Here is a 17,288-nt window from a genome sequence, read left to right as displayed (position 1 = left end):
AGGGATAGGCCCGGACACAATCCCTGTTGAGCGAATGACGATGCTTCTGGAACGGCAGGCACAGCTGGAGCAGCTGGATGGACTTCTCGCGCAGGCCACGCGTGGCTTCGGCCATGTGGCGGCGCTGTCCGGCGAGGCAGGCGCCGGCAAGTCGGCCCTTGTCGAGGCTTTCGCCGGCGGCGTTGGCGACGGCGTGCGCATTTTCCGCAGCGCCTGCGAGGATCTGTCGATACCGGACCCGCTCGGGCCGCTCTACGATCTCGCCCGCGAGGCGCGATGGTCGATGCCGCGGGCGATCGATGCCCGGCAGGGACAGAGGCTGCCCCTGTTTTCCGACGCGCTCGAAGTCTTCGAGGCGAGGACGCAGCCAACGCTGCTGATCATCGAGGACCTGCACTGGGCGGATGACGCGACGCTCGATTTCGTCCGCTTTCTGGGCCGCCGCATCGCCAACACCCACATCCTGCTCGTCCTGACGGCGCGCACCGACCGCAGCGAAGGACAGATGCGCGTGCGTCGCGCGCTCGGCGAAATTCCGGCCGGCAATGTCGTGCGGATCGACGTGCCGCTGCTCAGCGAGGCTGCGGTGCTCTCGCTCGCCATCGCCGCCGGCCGCGACGGCGACGCCATCTACCGGGCGACGGCCGGCAATGCCTTCTTCGTTACCGAGCTTTTATGCGCCGACAATGAGATGACGCCGCCCGCCAGCGTGCGCGACGCCGTCGTCGCCCGCGCCGAACGGCTGTCGGCCGGCGCACGATCGATGCTCGACGCGGTGTCGGTGTTTCCCAGGCGCGCCGACGCCTGGGCCTTGCAGGGCCTGTGCGGCGTGGCCGCCGCCGGTCAGCTCGCCGAATGTGTGTCGCATGGGCTGCTTGACGATCTGGGCGATGGCTACGCCTTCCGGCACGAGATCGCGCGCCGCGCCATCGAGATGATGCTGACGACGAGTTCCCGGAGACTGTTCAACCAGCGTGCGCTGTCGGCGCTGCTTGAGAACAGGGATGTCGCCACCGCGCGTCTCGTCCACCATGCGGTGGAAGCGCATAATCTCGAGGCGGTGCGCGCGTTCGCGCCGGTCGCGGCGCGGGAGGCCTCGCGTGTCGGCGCCCATCGCGACGCCGCCGGCTATTACGAGGTCGCCTTGCGCCAGGCCGACACCTTGCCTGAGGAAGAGCGCGCCGGCCTTTACGAGCAATATGCCTTCGAATGCCATCTGATCGCGCGCATCGAAGAGGCCATCAAGGCGCAGGAACAGGCGCGCGTGCTGCGGCGGGCGCTCGGCAACACGCTGAAGGAAGGCGACAGCCTGAGATGGCTGTCGCGCTTTTCCTATCTTGTGGGCGACCGGCAGGCCGCCGACATGTTCGGCGCCCAGGCGGTCGCGTTGCTGGAGACCGTACCGGCCAGCGCCGAGCTTGCCATGGCCTATTCGAACCTCTCGCAACTGGCGATGCTGGCCGAAAGGCTGGACGAGACCTTGTCGCTGGGTGCCAGGGCGATCGAGCTCGCCGAACGGCTGAACAGGCCCGAAGTCGTCTGCCATGCGCTCAACAATGTCGGCGCCGCCGAGCAGTGGCTGGACCTGGGCGCAAGTCGGCTGCATCTTGCCCGCAGCCTCGAAATCGCGCTTGAGCAGAACTTCCAGGAGCATGCGGCCCGCGCGTTCACCAATTGCGCTTGTGGCGAGATGAACCAGTTGGGCTACAGCCAGGCCCAATCCTTCCTTGATCGCGGCATCGATTATTGCGTCGAGAACGATCTGGCGACGTGGCGCGACTACATGCGCGGTGTGCGGGCCCAGCTGCTGCTGCGCCAGGGATGCTGGAATGAGGCGGCCGCCGAAGCCCTGGATGTGATTGCCAACGACCGGGCGACGGCACTGGTGCGCTATCCGGCCCTTGTGGCGCTGTCGCGGCTGAGGGTCCGTCGCGGCGACCCGTCGGCCGAGCCGCTTCTGGCCGAGATGAAGCAGTTTCTGGAGAGGGGAGCCGAGCTGCAGCGGCTGTTGCCCTATGCGGCGGTGGTTGCCGAACGGGCCTGGCTCGGCGAGGCGGACAAGGCCGAGGCGCTGCGCCTGATCGGCCTTGCCGAGGGCCTGTCGCCGACGCGGGCGGTCTTCGCGGAGCTGGCCGGCTGGCGGCGGCTTCTGGCACCCGATAGCGATCCGGGCGACACGTCAGGCATGGCCGCGCCCTACCGCATGCTGCTCGCCGGTGACTGGCGGGGCGCGTCGGCAGCCTGGGCGGAACTCGACGCGCCTTACGAACGCGCGCTGGCGCTCGCCCAGGGCGACGAGGCCGCGCAGCGCACGGCGCTGGAGATTTTTGAAGCGCTCGGCGCCGGGCCGGTCGCGAGCCATGTGCGCGACATGATGCGGCAGAACGGCGTCATTCACATTGCCAGGGGCCCGCGCCGCACCACTCGTGCCAACAGCGCCGGCCTGACCCAGCGCCAGATGGAAGTGCTGCAGCTGATCGAGCGCGGCCTGTCCAACAAGCGCATCGCCGAGCATCTCGCTATTTCGCCCAAGACGGTCGATCACCATGTCTCGGCGGTGCTGGGCAAGCTGGACGCCGTCTCGCGCGGCGAGGCGACCGCGGCCGCGCGCGACAGCGGGCTGATCTGACCCTTCGCCATGCCTTGGCGGCTGCGAAGGCGGCGTATCAGTCGTAGGTGAGATCCGTCGCCTTGCCGCCGAATACCCGGTAGGCATAGAAGGAATAGAAGATGATGATCGGCAGCACCACCACGGTGCCGACCAGGATGATGGCCAGGCTTTCGGTCGCCGACGCCGCCTGCCAGATGGTCAGCTTGTCGGGTACGACGAACGGGTAGAACGACCAGGCAAGGCCGGCAAAGCCGAGCACGAAGATGCCGGCCAGCGTCAGGAACGGCGTCAGCGAATGGCGGTCGTCGGGTTTCGGCAAATGGAAGGTCTGCCGCCACAGCCACAGGAACAGCAGCGCCGACAGGATCGGCAGCGGCGACAGGTACAGCATTTCCGGCCAGACGAACCATTTGTCGAAGATGCGCGGGCTGGCGAAGGGCGTCGCCAGCGACACCGCCGCCATGCCGAGCGCGGTCAGCACCAGCGCCGTGCGCAGCCAGCGCACCGCCTTCTTCTGCAACGCGCCTTCGGTCTTGTAGATCACCCAGGCGGCGCCCATCGCCGCGTAGGCCGCGGCCAGGCAGAACGCCACCAGCGCGCCGAATGCCATGCCACCCACGCCGACATCGAGGCCGAGCACATAGACGCCCAGCATGTAGCCTTGCGCCAGCGAGGCGATGACCGAGCCGAGGAAGAAGATGCGGTTCCAGCGATGCTTTTTGCCGCTCGGCACCTTGGCGCGGAAATCGAAGGCGACGCCGCGCAGGATCAGCCCGACCAAAAGCACGAAGACCGGAATGTAGAGCGCGGTCAGGATGACGCCATGCGCCATCGGGAAGGCGACCAGCAGCAGGCCGACGGCCAGCACCAGCCAGGTCTCGTTGGCGTCCCAGAACGGACCGATCGCCGCGATCATCGTATCCTGCTCGGTGTCCTCGGCGGCCGCGAACAGGATGCCGATGCCGAGGTCGAAGCCGTCGAGGATGACATAGATCAGGATGGCGAGGCCCATCAGGCCGGCGAAGATGAGGGGGAGGGCGGTTGGCCAATCGAAGCTCATGTCACTCTCCCGCCGCTGGCTGTGAAAGCGCTGCTTTCATGACACCCGGCAATGGCGAGGTGTCGCCATCCTTGGCCGCCTTCAGCGCCAGGTGCACCAGCACGCCGAGATAGGCGATCAGCAGCAGCACGTAGAGGATGAGATAGACGGCGAGCGTCAGCGCCACATGGCTGCCCGCCACCGGACCGACGGCGTCGGCGGTTCTGAGCACGCCCGTCACCAGCCAGGGCTGGCGGCCGATCTCGGTCGTGTACCAGCCGGCCAGCGTCGCCAGCCAGCCCGACAGCGCCATCGGCACCATCAGCATGGCGAGCGGCTTCGGCAGGCTGTGCCGGCGCTTGAGGAAGAAGGCGGCCGTCCAGGAAACGGCGAGCATCAGCAGGCCGGTGCCGACCATGATGCGAAAGCCCCAGAACACCGGAAAGACCGGCGGGTGGTTGCCGGGAAAATCGTTCAGCCCCGGCACCACGCCGCTGGGGCTGTGCCGCAGCACCAGGCTGGCGCCGTCGGGAATGGCGATCTCGAATCTGTTCTCCTTCGCCGCCTCGTCGGGCAGCGCGAACAGCACCAGCGGCACGTTGGGTCCGGTGTTCCAGTTGGCTTCCATGGCGGCGATCTTCTGCGGCTGGTGTTCCAGCGTGTTCAGCCCGTGCTGGTCGCCGGCGAAGATCTGGATCGGGATCAGGACCGCCGCGGTGAAGACGCCGGTGCGCAGCGCCTTCCACATCGATTCCGAGCGGTCGCCCTGGAGATAACGCAGCGCCGACAGGCCCGATATCAGGAATGATACGGTCAGGCCCGATGCAAGCAGCATGTGGACGAGGCGGTAGGGCATGGACGGGTTGAAGACGACAGCCCACCAGTCGACGGCGTGCGCCACGCCGTCGCGGATCTCGAAACCGGCCGGCGTCTGCATCCAGGAATTGAGCGCGATGATCCAGAAGGCCGACAGGGTCGTGCCGCCGGCGACCAGCACCGTTGCCAGCGTGTGGACGCGGTTGGAGACTCGGCGGAATCCGAACAGCATGATGCCGAGGAAGGCCGCCTCGAGGAAGAAGGCGGTGAGGATTTCGTAGGCCAGCAGCGGCCCGGCGATGTTGCCGACCTTTTCCATATAGCCTGGCCAGTTGGTGCCGAACTGGAAGCTCATGGTGACGCCCGAGACCACGCCCATGGCGAAGGACAGCGCGAACACCTTCACCCAGGTGAAATAAGCGCGCATCCAGGCGGAATCATTGGTGGCGTTGTAGCGCAGCTTGAAGAACAGCAGCACCCAGCCAAGTGCAATGGTGATCGTCGGAAACAGAATATGAAACGAGATATTCGCGCCGAACTGGATGCGCGACAGTATGAGCGGGTCCATGGTGGGCTCCGGCTGCTGCAAGTATTGATGAAGGATAGGCTCGAAGCTGCTTCAGGTCAAAGCGGCGTCCTGCCGCGAGGCTCAACGCCACAGGACAATTTTACCGCTTCACGCCGCGTGTCTCTTTGCTCGCAATTCCGGACGCACAACCGTTTCACACTTTTCCCGGAATTGCTCGGTTGAGGCAATTCCGGGAAAAGCATGAAGCGCTTTCCCGGCGGGATTGCGTCAAGGCAAGAGCCCTGGCCGCCCGCAACCGCTGTCCAGAACTGTCAGCAGCGCCTTGACTTGCGGTTGCACATAACGACATTCGGCCTATATCAGGGGACCTCTTTCAGGCAGCCGTTTTCAGCCCATGCCCTCCATCCTGTCCATTTCCGGGGTCTCCAAGACCTACGCCACCGGCTTCACCGCGCTCAAGCAAGTCAATCTCGACATCAACCGCGGTGAGATCTTCGCGCTGCTCGGCCCCAATGGCGCCGGCAAGACGACGCTGATCTCGATCGTCTGCGGCATCGTCAACCGCTCGACCGGCACCGTCACCGTCGACGGTCACGACATCGGCAAGGACTACCGCGCGGCGCGCAGCCTGATCGGCCTGGTGCCGCAGGAATTGACCATCGACGCCTTCGAGAGTGTCTGGGCGACGGTCAATTATAGCCGCGGCCTGTTCGGCAAGCCGGCCAATCCCGCCTTCGTCGAAAAAGTGCTGCGGGATCTGTCGCTATGGGACAAGAAGGACGCCAAGGCGATCACGCTGTCGGGCGGCATGAAGCGCAGGCTGATGATCGCCAAGGCGCTGTCGCACGAGCCGCGCATCCTGTTCCTCGACGAGCCGACGGCGGGCGTCGATGTCGAACTGCGTCAGGACATGTGGGAGATGGTGCGCCGGCTGCGCGAGGATGGCGTCACCATCATCCTCACCACCCACTATATCGAGGAAGCCGAGGCGATGGCCGACCGCGTCGGCGTCATCAACCGCGGCGAGATCATCCTGGTCGAGAACAAGGCCGAACTGATGCGCAAGCTTGGCCGCAAGCGGCTGGTGCTGGAGTTGCGCAATGCGCTGACGGCCATACCGGAAGCCTTCTCGCGCTATGCGCTGGAGCTGTCGCCTGATGGCGGGCAACTGACCTACACCTATGACAACCAGGCCGAACGGCCGGGCGTCGCCTCGCTGATCCGCGATCTCGAGGCCGGCGGCATCCAGTTCCGTGACATCGACACGCAAAACAGCTCGCTCGAGGAGATATTCGTCAATCTGGTGAGGAGAGAGCCATGAACCTGCGCGCGGTTTGGGCGATCTACCGGGTCGAGATGGCGCGTGCGTTCCGCACCGTGCTGCAAAGCATCATCTCGCCGGTCATCTCGACATCGCTCTATTTCGTCGTCTTCGGCTCGGCCATCGGCTCGCGCATCACCGAGATCGACGGCATCAGCTATGGCGCCTTCATCGTGCCGGGGCTGATCATGCTGTCGCTGCTGACGCAGTCGATCTCCAACGCTTCCTTCGCCATCTACTTCCCGAAATTCGTCGGCTCCATCTACGAGCTGCTGTCGGCGCCGGTCTCCTATCTGGAGATCGTCATCGCCTATGTCGGCGGGGCGGCAACCAAGTCGATCATCCTCGGCCTGATCATCCTGGCCACCGCCTCGCTGTTCGTGCCGCTCAGGATCGAGCATCCGTTCTGGATGATCGCCTTCCTGGTGCTGACGGCGGTGACCTTCAGCCTGTTCGGCTTCATCATCGGCATCTGGGCGAAGAGCTTCGAGCAGCTGCAGCTGGTGCCGCTGCTCATCATCACCCCGCTGACCTTCCTCGGCGGCAGCTTCTATTCGATCCATATGCTGCCCGGCGTCTGGAAGACGATCACGCTGTTCAACCCGGTCGTCTACCTGATCAGCGGCTTCCGCTGGAGCTTCTTCGGCAAGGCCGATGTCTCGGTCGGCATCAGCCTCGGCATGACGCTGGTCTTCCTGGCCGCCTGCATCGCGGTCGTCGCCTGGATCTTCAAGACCGGCTACCGGCTGCGCAACTGACGCCCCCATGAGGCATGGCCAAGGCCGCGCGACGCGGGCATCGTCGTCTCCCGACTGATCGCATTGTGGGCGTGAGTTGAGCCTTGATCCCTGGGCTTGTGGCAATTGCGGCGCTTCGATCGCGCGGGGTCCCCTCGTGAGCGACCATGATCGAAGTTCCAGCTTCGGGATATCGCGTCACTTCATGGTGACGACCACCTTCCCCTTGGCGCGTCCGGTGTCGATGTAGGCGAAGGCTTCGTTCAATGTTTCGAAGGGAAAGCTGCGATCGACGACCGGGCGGATCGTGCCGTCTTCGATCAGCTTGGTGATCCTTTCGAGCTGCCCGCCATCGGCGCGCATGAACAGAAAGGAATAGTCGACGCCCGCCCTCTTCGCCTTGCGCCGGATGCCCGCGCTCATCAGGCGCAGCACGAGCTGAAGCACTGCATTCATGCCCTGGGCGCGGGCGAAGGTGGGGTCGGGCGGGCCGGAGATAGAAATCAGCTTGCCGCCGGGCTTCAGAATCTTGAGCGATTTTTCCAGCGTCCGGGCGTCGAGGCTGTTGAGGACAAGGTCGTAACCGGACAGCTCTTCCTCGAAGTTCTGGCTGCGATAGTCGATGACGATGTCCGCGCCCAGTTGCTTCACCATGGCGGCGTTGGCGGCACTGGCCGTTGTCGCGACGGTCGCGCCGAGATGCTTGGCGAGCTGGATGGCGAAGGTGCCGACCCCGCCTGATCCCGCATGGATCAGCACTTTCTGCCCCGGCCTGATCTGGGCTCGCTCCACCAACACCTGCCAGGCGGTCAGTCCAACCAGCGGGATCGACGCCGCTTCCGACATCGACAGATTGGCGGGCTTGAGCGCGAGGTCGGCTTCCTTCACCGAAATCCGCTCGGCGAAGGCTCCGATCTGTCCGTCACGCGCCCGGGCATAGACAGCATCGCCCGACTTGAAGCGTCGCACCTTCGCGCCGACCTTGACGACCGTACCTGCCAGATCATGACCGAGCACGAGCGGCGGCTTGTAGGGCAGGATCGGCTTGAACGCACCGTCCCTGATCTTGGAGTCGAGAATGTTGAGGCCGGCTGCCTCCACCTCGACAACCACGTCGTCGGGGCTGGGCGTGGGCTCGGGGAGGTCGCCGAGACGCAGCGTCTGGTTCTTGCCGTAGCGGTCGAGGATGAAGGCTTTCATCGTATGCTTTCTCCAATCAGTCTGGCGATGCCGCGTCACGACCATCGGCGAGGCATCGCGTCACCGACCCGCTCCAGCGCGTTGGTTGAGAAGTCGAAATGTGTCGTCGTCCGCGCCTGGACCGGGACGAAGCTGAGCGCGCTCGTGGGGAATGGCGATGCCCGTTTCGGCATCGACGAGCGCCAGACTCAAAGGGCGTCCGGTCTCCCGATCGACCATTTCGATGGAGGGCGCGCCAAAGCCGGTCGCATCCCAGCGATCTCCCCATTCGCGCAGGGCGGTGCCGACCTTCCACAGATCGAGCCCTTTGGGCGTCAACCGATATTCGTCGCGCGGCGGACTTACCTGATAGCGCACGCGCTCCACAAATTCATGCTCGACGAGGTGCTTCAGGCGGGCTGCAAGAGTCGCTGCGGGAATGCCCGTATTGGCCCGCAGGTCGTCGTAGCGTCCGAAACCCAGCGAAAGGTCGCGGATCAGTAGCAGCGTCCATCTGTCGCCGATCTGCTCGAGCGCGCCCGCGATCGAGCAGCGCATTCCGGCAAATGATTTGGGCTTCATAAGCGTGGTTCTCGAATAAGTTCAATTATTGAAGTAAGAGAGGCGCGCGCCATATGCAAGGGCGGGACTGAGCGGACGTATCGATCGCTCCGATGCTCGCCGCAAATAACAGGGAGAATGCCATGCCCAGTCGGCGATCTGGGATATGTAGCCTCCAAGCGCTTTGCTTGTCGGCCAATGTAGGAGGGACATGGAGCGCTACGTAGGCCTAGTTCTGCGTTTTGTCGTTCTCAGCCGCCGGATGAGATTCGAACCGCAAGTGTGTGGCGCCGGCCTTCAGATGCTGGCATTCCGTAGTCATGCAATATCAGTACGGGAGTGAATGACCGCTTTTCGTGATCCTGTCCAAAAACGGACTGGCAAGAAACCACCCCATCTCTGTCATTCCGCATTTATGAGTTCACGGCCTAGATCGCCTTGACCAGCCGCAACAACCCCAGCATCTCGATATAGGTGCCCTCGCGGAAGGCGATGTAGACCGGCTCTTCCGCACCGTGGAAACGGCGCTTGAACGCCGCCTGGCCCTGCAGGTTGAACCTGCGGCGGTTGACCCATGGCGAGGAGTAGGCGCGCTGGAAGGCGTTGCGCCAGAAGTCGCTTTCGGCAAATCCGCTTGGTGTCACGTCGACGAGCGGCGACAGGCCAAGCGTGACCACGGATATGCCTTCCTCGCGAAACCGGTCGACCGCGAATTTGGTCAGGCCGATCTCGGCGTGCGGCGAGGCATCGATATGCTTGCGCTTGAAGGCGGTGGTGTAGCCGATGACCTTGCCGTCGCGAAACAGCGGATCGAAATCGAGCAGCGCGACCAGCTCGCCATCGGGTCCATGCAGCACGAAACGGCGCATGTCGGTGCCGAGTTGATCGTAAAAGGGGCGGTTCAGAAAACCCATTTCCCAGCGCTTGACGATGCGGTCGCCGCGCCAATTGTCGGAAAGTCGCGTGATCTCGTCGAGGAAGACGGTCCTTTTGTCCTCGTCGAACGAAAACCCCTTCTTCAAGAGCCAGCGCTCTGAATAGCGCACGGTCTCGTTTCGCTTTCCGGAAAAATCATGCTTGGGCAGGACAAGGCGGGTATCGATGCCCAGCCGGTTGACCTTGTAGCCGAGCCCGGCCAGCACGCGCGCGGTATCCTCGCCGATCTGCACGAACCAAGGGTCGCCGGCGGTCTCGACAAAGCGCCTGATGTAGTCGGCCCGCCGCCCCGGCGCCGCCACCGGGTCGCCAAGCGCGAAATGATGCTTCATCTTGGTGCCGAAGGCGATGTAGCCGTCGGCATCGCCAAAATAGGAAAGCTTGCCCTGCACGGCAGTGGAATAGGCGAGCGAGAAGTCGCCATGGCGGCGGACGATCGCGAGGCGTTCGACATGCGTCAACGCCTGACGCTCGACCTTGGGCGAAGCGCCCTCGAGGATTTTGTCGAAATAGATCCGCAAGGAGGGCATGGTCGAGATTCCGCGTGCCGTCTGTGGCGTGGCGTGCCTGTCGACACGCAAGACGCGCCACGGCGTCTTGATTCTGGCGGGAAGCCGAAATCGGTTTCGAATTCCTGCGCCGGTAACGAGATCCGCCAGCCCCCGGAGCTCGAATCAATCACATTGCCGCGACCTGATTATCGCCGATGCCGCCGATATGCCATATAGGGCTGGATGTATTCGGACAGAAGCGGGCGTTCCGCTCCATCTCGTTGTTTTGGCCGCATTTCCGTGATCCAGTCGTTTCCGCTTGGCGACGAAATCTCCTGGAGCGCGGCCGCGGCCCGGCGCAGGGCTCGGCAATGATACCCATATATGAGGCTGCGCGCGATCAAACGGTTACAGCCTGCTGCGAGCCTTGTGGCAATGCGCGGCTGAATGGGACTAGAGAGTGAATGGCTGATACGGCAACCAGACCGATGGTGGAGCAATTGGTGACGGTCGAGCCGGCGATCGTGATTGGCGCCGGGGCCGCCGGACTGACCGTCGCCCATGCCTTGATCAAGGCCGGCGTGCCGACGGCGATCCTGGAAAAGGAGAGCCGGCTGGCCGAACCCTGGCACCGGCGGCACCAGCAATTGCGTCTCAACACCCACCGCGATCTCTCGGCGCTGCCCGGTCTTGCCTATCCCCGGGGTACCCCCGCCTTTCCGCCCAGGGACGTCGTTATCCGCCATATGAACGATTTCCGGGAGGCGAACCGCCTGCCGGTGGAGTTCGGCGTTGCCGTCGAGGCCATCGTGTTCAGGGGCGACCACTGGGCCGTGCGGACCAGCGCCGGCTCGCGCCTGGCGCGTCATGTCGTGATTGCCACCGGCCGCGACAGGGAGCCCTTCACCCCACAGTGGAAGGGCATGCAAGCCTTTTCGGGCCGGATCATCCATTCCGCGGATTTTGGCGACGCCACGGCCTATGCCGGCAAGAGGGTGCTGGTCGTCGGCGCCGGCAATTCGGGCTTCGACACCCTCAATCATCTGGCCGGCGTGGATACGGCGGCGCTTTGGCTGTCGGCCCGCAATGGGCCCGCGCTTCTGCCCAAGCGCATCGGCAAGATTGCGGTGCACCGGCTCTCGCCGTTCATGGCGCGTTTGCCGCTGCGCGTCGCAGATGCGGCGATCGCCGCAACGCAGCGCCTGGTTTTCGGCGATCTGACCAAATTCGGCATGCCGCCCGCGCCGTCGGGCGGCGCCAGCCGCCTGACTTCGGATTACACGGCGATCGCCGCTGACGACGGTGCGGTCGACGCCATCAAATCGGGCAAGATCGTCGTCGTGCCGGCGATACGGGAATTCACCCGCGACGGCGTGGTCCTGGCCAATGGCAGCCTGGTCGATCCCGATATCGTCATTGCCGCGACCGGCTACCGCACCGGGTTGGAGCGCATGGTCGGCAATCTCGGCGTGCTCGACGGCAAGGGCGTCCCGCTCTTTAACGGCGGGCAAGCCGATCCGAAGCTGCCAGGCCTGTGGTTCACCGGCATGCGGCCGAGCATCCGCGGCTGCTTCGCCAATGCCGCCATATTGGGCAAGGCGATCGCCAGGCGGATCGCCGGCTCCTCCCGGCCATCGGGCGCGTCACGCTGATTTGATCGCGCAGGCGGGCGGCAAGGCTGTACGAGCCGGCCGGCTTCAGCTTGAGGACCCCGATCAATGTCGCCGTCGTTCAGCGCGCGGCATAGGGCTGGACGCGAGCGCGGACATCACGCCGATTTGGGTTCGAGCCGGCGGAAACCGACGGCTTCCATCAACATCTCCTCGTCGACCATGCCGGCATTGTGGAGCGCAAGCAGGGTCAGGGCGATTTCGCGCGCTTCCGGCGAATCAGGCTGCGCATCGCGCCGCAGGCAGGCTTCGTCAAAGACGCGCTGCAGCCTGGCGATTTCGCCAGGCTTGAGCAGGCCACGATCATAGACTGACTTTGGCATGGCGGCGGTCTCCTGGGAGAGGAGTTAGGGCGCCATTCCTAAATTGCCAGTCTTTCCCGAGGCTTGAGCTTCGGGCCTTGGCGCCGAGATCAGACCGCGATCTTGCCGCCACCTTGCCTGGTGATGGCGACGACCGCAGGTCGCACCGGCATGTCGGGCTTGAAGTCGGGCCAGCGCGTCGACGGATCCTCGTAGTAGGACGGGCGGCCGAAGCCTTCCCAGTCCTCGCCGCCATCGCCGGGATGCTGGACGGCGACGAAGGCGGTCTGGTCGTCGGGCGCAAACAGCGGGCCGCACATTTCGGCGCCGATCGGCACACGGAAGAACAGTTTCGAGGTCGCCCGCGCGGCACCTTCCGTGTCGACCGCCCACAGGCCGTCGGTGCGCCCGGTGGCTTTCGGGCCCTGGCCGTCGGTGGCGACCCACAGGCGCCCGGCCGAATCGACCGCGCAATTGTCGGGCATGCCGAACCAGCCATTGGCCGTCGTCGCCGTCGAGAAGGTGGCGCCGACATCGGCCACTGAAGGATCGCCGCACTTCAGCAGCACTTCCCATTTGCCCTTTGCGGCCGTGAAATCGCCGTCGGTCTCGGTGATCTCGATGATGTGGCCGAAGGCATTCTCGGCGCGCGGGTTGGCCGCATCGACCTGATCGGCCTTGCGCTTCGAATTGTTGGTCAGCATCACATAGACCTTGCCGTTGACGGCGTTGGGCTGGATGTCCTCGGGCCGGTCCATCTTTGTGGCGCCAAGCAGGTCGGCGGCACGGCGTGTCTCGATCAGCACGTCGGCCTGGCTGGCGAAGCCGCTCTCGGCCGTCAGCGGGCCTTGACCAAAGACGATCGGAAGCCAGTCCACCGTACCGTCCTCGGCGAATTTGGCGACATGCAGCGTGCCGTCGTCGAGCAGGTCCTTGTTGGCCGCGCGGTCGCCGGCGTTGAAGGCGCCCTTGGTGACAAATTTGTAGACATAGTCGAAGCGCTCGTCGTCGCCGAGATAGAAGACGACGCGGCCGTCCTTGGCGACGATCGATTCAGCGCCCTCATGCTTGAAGCGGCCCATGGCGGTGCGCTTCCTCGGGATCGAGGTTGGATCGTTGACATCGACCTCGACGATCCAGCCGAAACGATTGGGCTCGTTCGGTTCCTTGGCCAGGTTGAAGCGGTCGTAATGCGCGCCCCATTCATAGGCGCCTTCGGGAATGCCGAGCCGCTTGTAGTTGGCGGCTTCCTTGTGGCCCTCGGGCAGTTCGCCGGAGAAATAGCCATGGATGTTTTCCTCGGCCATCACATAGGTGCCCCACGGCGTGACGCCGCCGGCGCAGTTGTTGAAGGTGCCGAACACCTTGGTGCCGGACGCGTCGGCATTGGTCTTGACGCGATCATGGCCGGCGACCGGGCCGGACAGCGCCATCTCCGTGGTGGAGGTGATGCGGCGATTGAGCTTGCCGTCGCGCACCACCTGCCATTTGCCGCCCTCCTTGCGGATCTCGACGATGGTGCCGCCATGCGCCGCCATTTCGACATCGACCTGCTCCTTCGAGAGCGGGGCGACCTCGGCCTTCTTCTTCCCGTCCTTCTCGACGATCGAAACGATGCCGGGGAACATCAGATGCGGGTTGGTGTATTCGTGGTTGACCACGAGCAGGCCGTGTTCGGCCGAGCCGTCGATCGGGATATAGCCGACATAGTCGTTGTTGTAGCCGAACTGCCTGGCCTGCGCCTCAGCCGACTGCTTTGTCGGGTCGAATTCCGGCGAATCGGCAAACAGCGGATCGCCCCAGCGCAACAGCACGTCGGCGTCATAGCCCGGCGCGACATGATGCTTGTCGTCGATGCCGGCCTCGAGCTCGTCGAACTTGAAGGCCGAGCCTTCCGCGGCACGGGCATCGTCCGCGGCGATCATGGCCAGCGGGCTGACCGTGGCGGCGATCGCCGAGACGGCGAGCGATCCCTTGAGGAACGCCCGGCGCGAGAACCGCGCGGCGATGATCTCGCCCATGGTGCGGTTGTCGGTCGGGTTGATGGCCGGTCCTTCGTTTTCCTCGAGCAGGCTGGTGCGGAATCGGGCGTCGGGGGAGCGATGTTCGGTCATGAGGGCCTCTGGCTTTCGAGTGGCTGGAGCTTCTGTCGCCTGTCGACCCCTACAGCCGGCTGATCACATTTTCGTGACATCATACCTGTTCCACCACTCCGCGCGAGGCAGTTGTCATCCATGACGTCGGACTTTGGTCCGGTCTTGCGCTTCCAAAGGTCCTGGGTGACAAACGCAACGGTCGGAGGTCGCTTCCGGTCAATACATCTTTCGGCGATGTTGCTGGTTGCAACGTTGGGGTGGGCGCGCCGGCTCAATCGACGGAGATCAGGATGAACGGATCGATCACGGCCCGTTGTTGCCGGCTGGCGCTCGTCTCCGCGGCCACGCTGCTGTTGACCATCGCCCCCTATCGAATAGCGCTGCAAGGCCCCGCCTCCGGGATCAATGCCGCTGTCGCACAGGCCGCCAAGGGCGGCAATGGCGGCGGCAACGGCGGCAACAGCAGCGGTAACGGAAATGGAAGCGGCGGCAGCGGCGGCAACAGCAGCAGTAACGGAAATGGAAATGGCGGCAGCGGCGGCAACAGCGGCGGTGGCAATAGCGGCAACGGAAATGGAAACGGCGGCAATTCCGGAACAGATGGCGGTGATGATGGTGGCGGCAACTCAGGACCGGGTGCCAGCCAGAGCACCGGCACCAGCCATGTCAACGCCACGACCGGCGACAAGGTCAGCGTGGACGGCAGCAAGATCTCGGTCGAGCACCCCAACGGCATGACGGAAAAGATCGAGAACGGTCGTTTCAGCATGCGCGACGCGCTCGGCCGCACGATCATCGACCGTCGGGCCACGCCCGCCGATGTCAGGCGTCTCAAGGCCTTGTGAGGCCGGTCAACAGGCAACGACCAGCTTCACACCTCACCTTCGCCGCCCCCGGCGGAGGTGACCTCGTTTTGTCCGCCTCTCGCTCGGTTCGGCGATGGCCTACGCGCGGTTCCTGTCTCGGTCGCGCAACTCACGCATCATGAGGGCCGCCTCGGTTCGGTTTCGCACGTTGAGTTTTGACAGCACCCCGGTCATGTGGTGCTTGACCGTCTTCTCCTGCAGCTGCAGGCGCAAGGCAACCTCCTTGTTGCTGAGCCCCTCCGCCACCAACCGGAGGATTTCCGTCTGTCGTTCGGTCAGTTGCCGCAGCCGGTCCGCCTCGGCATTGGCAGGCTGCGGGGACTGCAGATCGGACAGCAGCCGCGCCGACAGCGTCGGTGAAAGATAGCTCTCGCCAGCCGCGACGTTGCGCAGGATGTCGGCCAGGGCGCGCGACCCGACACCCTTGAGGATATAGCCGTGCACCCCCGCATTCAGGGCCTTGGTGACATCGGCATTGGCCTCCGAAACGGTCAGCATGACGATCTTCTGGGCGGGGTTGTCGGCAAGGATGCTTGCAACCGCGGCCAAGCCGCCGCCCGGCATGGAGATGTCGAGCAGCAATATGTCGGGCTGCGCCGTCGAGGCGATGCGTTCGGCATCCTGCGCCGTCGCGCCTTCGCCGACGATCTCGAAGCCTCCGATCTCCGACAGGCTGCGCGTCACGCCTTCGCGAAACAGCGGATGATCGTCGACAATAGCGATTCGAATGACGCCAATCATGCTTGCTCCTCAACCGATAGACTGATTACCAATCGCGTGCCTTGTGCTCCGGTCAAGGTCTGGAACTGGCCACCAATGCTTTCGACCCGCTCCCGCAGGCCGGCCAGCCCCAGCCCCTCGACCCGCGCCGGATCGAAGCCCGGCCCGCTATCCGACACCTCTACAAAAAGCCGGCCATTCTTCATCCCGGCACGCACTGTCTGATCCTTGGCCCGCCCGTGGCGATACGCATTGTTCAGCCCTTCCTGCACGAAACGATAGATGCTGATCTTCTCGGATGCGCCGGGTTCGGGCAAATGCTTGGGCATGGTAAGCGTCACCGAGGTTCCCGTCCGGCGCTCATGTTCGTCGACGGCCAGCCGCAATATCTCCTTGGCGGCGGCCGTCTCTATCTGCGGCAGCACAAGGCCGGTGCAGATACCGCGTATTTCGCGCATGGCATCCTCCAGCGTCCTGCGGATCATCGCGACCTCGGCCGAACGGCTCTCGGTCCAATGGCCGTCGTCCGAAAATATCGGGCTGTCCATGCGTAACGCCGCCAGCGCCACCAGTTGCGCCGGTCCGTCATGGAGGTCGGCGCCGATCCGGCGCAGATATCTTTCGTTGAGTGCGGTGGCGCGGCGGGACGCCCGCTGCACACGCTGCCGCAAGGCGCTGTTTTGCGTCACCAGCTCCTGCAACTCCGACACCTGGTGACGCAGCGCCCCTCGCTGATCGTCGATGGTGCGGCTGGCGCGCAGGACGATGCCCGACAGCAGCAGAAAAGCCGTCAAGGTGGTGCCGGCCACGACCAGCCAGCTCGACAGCAGCGCGGAAGCCAGCGTGGCCTTGAAATCGCTGGCGACCTCGAAGAATTCGGTGACGGCCACCACATTGCCGGACCAGGGTTCGCGCACGGGATTGTAGATCTCCAGCAAGGGCGTGCCGACAGCCTGTTCCTTCGTTTCGTCTTCGTCGAACGTATCGAATTGGGCGGTGACGTTGCCCTGGAAGGCGGACCGCAGATTGTCGGTCAGATTGAAGCGGCGGCCGATCAAGGCCGCATCCTTGGCGTAGAGCACCGTGCCGTCGCGCCGCCAGAGCCTGAACGAAACCAGCCGCTTGCCGAGCGCGCCCTGGCCGAGCGTCTCGTCGAGCGCCTGCTTGACGGCCTCGCTGAGCTCTTCGCTCTTGCGCAGGTCCGGCAGCAGCGGGGCGATCACGCTGTCGACATAAAGCGCCGTCGTGGCGGCCGAATTGCGCATGACGCCGTCCCGGATCTGCGTCGTTACCCAGGCGCCGACCACGAGCATGACGGCCAGGAGGCCAAAGCCGCCGGCAACGAGGAATTGCAGGGCAAGCGAAAGTTCGCTCCAGCGCCGCGCCAAATTCTGCAGAATACGAATCATAAGCC

General features: G+C 64.5%; 14 protein-coding genes. 5 read left to right on the top strand and 9 right to left on the bottom strand.

What is annotated here, in order from left to right:
• The first annotated feature begins 40 nt into the window (after window positions 1–40).
• Complete coding sequence (locus EB230_RS04475) at window positions 41–2,629, top strand: AAA family ATPase (RefSeq protein WP_172374995.1); 2,589 nt, start codon at window positions 41–43, stop codon at window positions 2,627–2,629.
• 37 nt (window positions 2,630–2,666) lie between these two features.
• Here EB230_RS04475 and EB230_RS04470 read toward each other — a convergent pair whose 3' ends face one another.
• A complete protein-coding gene (locus EB230_RS04470; protein ID WP_172371551.1) occupies window positions 2,667–3,671 on the bottom strand; it encodes a cytochrome d ubiquinol oxidase subunit II in 1,005 nt (334 codons plus the stop codon).
• A gap of 1 nt (window position 3,672) precedes the next feature.
• Entirely contained in the window at window positions 3,673–5,034 is a 1,362-nt protein-coding gene (locus EB230_RS04465) for a cytochrome ubiquinol oxidase subunit I (RefSeq protein ID WP_172371549.1), read from the bottom strand.
• 355 nt (window positions 5,035–5,389) lie between these two features.
• Here EB230_RS04465 and EB230_RS04460 point away from each other — a divergent pair, with 355 nt between their 5' ends.
• Together EB230_RS04460 and EB230_RS04455 are read left to right on the top strand one after the other, a co-directional pair.
• Window positions 5,390–6,316, top strand: a complete 927-nt coding sequence (locus EB230_RS04460; RefSeq protein WP_172371547.1) for an ABC transporter ATP-binding protein — start codon at window positions 5,390–5,392, stop codon at window positions 6,314–6,316.
• A complete protein-coding gene (locus EB230_RS04455) occupies window positions 6,313–7,074 on the top strand; it encodes an ABC transporter permease (protein WP_056574094.1) in 762 nt (253 codons plus the stop codon). Before EB230_RS04460 ends, EB230_RS04455 begins: the two co-directional genes overlap by 4 nt.
• A 177-nt stretch (window positions 7,075–7,251) precedes the next feature.
• Here the strand turns inward: EB230_RS04455 and EB230_RS04450 are convergent, their stop codons facing one another.
• From EB230_RS04450 to EB230_RS04440, 3 genes are all read right to left on the bottom strand, one after another.
• Complete coding sequence (locus tag EB230_RS04450; protein WP_056574091.1) at window positions 7,252–8,253, bottom strand: NADP-dependent oxidoreductase; 1,002 nt, start codon at window positions 8,251–8,253, stop codon at window positions 7,252–7,254.
• Between the two features lie 60 nt (window positions 8,254–8,313).
• Complete coding sequence (locus tag EB230_RS04445) at window positions 8,314–8,814, bottom strand: helix-turn-helix domain-containing protein (protein WP_172371545.1); 501 nt, start codon at window positions 8,812–8,814, stop codon at window positions 8,314–8,316.
• A gap of 407 nt (window positions 8,815–9,221) precedes the next feature.
• Window positions 9,222–10,259, bottom strand: coding sequence for a phosphatidylglycerol lysyltransferase domain-containing protein (locus EB230_RS04440; protein ID WP_172371542.1), 1,038 nt, complete (start codon window positions 10,257–10,259; stop codon window positions 9,222–9,224).
• 425 nt (window positions 10,260–10,684) lie between these two features.
• Here EB230_RS04440 and EB230_RS04435 point away from each other — a divergent pair, with 425 nt between their 5' ends.
• Window positions 10,685–11,872: an NAD(P)/FAD-dependent oxidoreductase gene (locus EB230_RS04435; protein WP_056574085.1), complete on the top strand. Its 1,188-nt coding sequence runs from the start codon at window positions 10,685–10,687 to the stop codon at window positions 11,870–11,872.
• A gap of 116 nt (window positions 11,873–11,988) precedes the next feature.
• Here EB230_RS04435 and EB230_RS04430 read toward each other — a convergent pair whose 3' ends face one another.
• Complete coding sequence (locus EB230_RS04430; protein ID WP_056574082.1) at window positions 11,989–12,213, bottom strand: hypothetical protein; 225 nt, start codon at window positions 12,211–12,213, stop codon at window positions 11,989–11,991.
• 89 nt (window positions 12,214–12,302) lie between these two features.
• Window positions 12,303–14,306 carry a PhoX family phosphatase gene (locus EB230_RS04425; RefSeq protein WP_172371540.1) on the bottom strand — a complete coding sequence of 668 codons (2,004 nt, stop codon included), beginning with the start codon at window positions 14,304–14,306 and terminating at the stop codon, window positions 12,303–12,305.
• Window positions 14,307–14,578: 272 nt separating this feature from the next.
• Here EB230_RS04425 and EB230_RS04420 point away from each other — a divergent pair, with 272 nt between their 5' ends.
• Window positions 14,579–15,133, top strand: coding sequence for a hypothetical protein (locus EB230_RS04420; RefSeq protein WP_056574075.1), 555 nt, complete (start codon window positions 14,579–14,581; stop codon window positions 15,131–15,133).
• Window positions 15,134–15,232: 99 nt separating this feature from the next.
• Here the strand turns inward: EB230_RS04420 and EB230_RS04415 are convergent, their stop codons facing one another.
• Together EB230_RS04415 and EB230_RS04410 are read right to left on the bottom strand one after the other, a co-directional pair.
• Window positions 15,233–15,895, bottom strand: coding sequence for a response regulator transcription factor (locus tag EB230_RS04415; RefSeq protein WP_056574071.1), 663 nt, complete (start codon window positions 15,893–15,895; stop codon window positions 15,233–15,235).
• The gene (locus EB230_RS04410) at window positions 15,892–17,283 is read right to left on the bottom strand and encodes a sensor histidine kinase (RefSeq protein ID WP_172371538.1); all 1,392 of its coding nucleotides are present in this window, start codon (window positions 17,281–17,283) and stop codon (window positions 15,892–15,894) included. Before EB230_RS04410 ends, EB230_RS04415 begins: the two co-directional genes overlap by 4 nt.
• Between the last annotated feature and the right edge of the window lie 5 nt (window positions 17,284–17,288).

Origin of the sequence: Mesorhizobium sp. NZP2234 (genome assembly GCF_013170765.1) — a bacterium.
In the GTDB taxonomy this organism is placed as follows: domain Bacteria; phylum Pseudomonadota; class Alphaproteobacteria; order Rhizobiales; family Rhizobiaceae; genus Mesorhizobium; species Mesorhizobium loti_D.
This window is presented reverse-complemented; position numbering and strand designations above follow the sequence as displayed.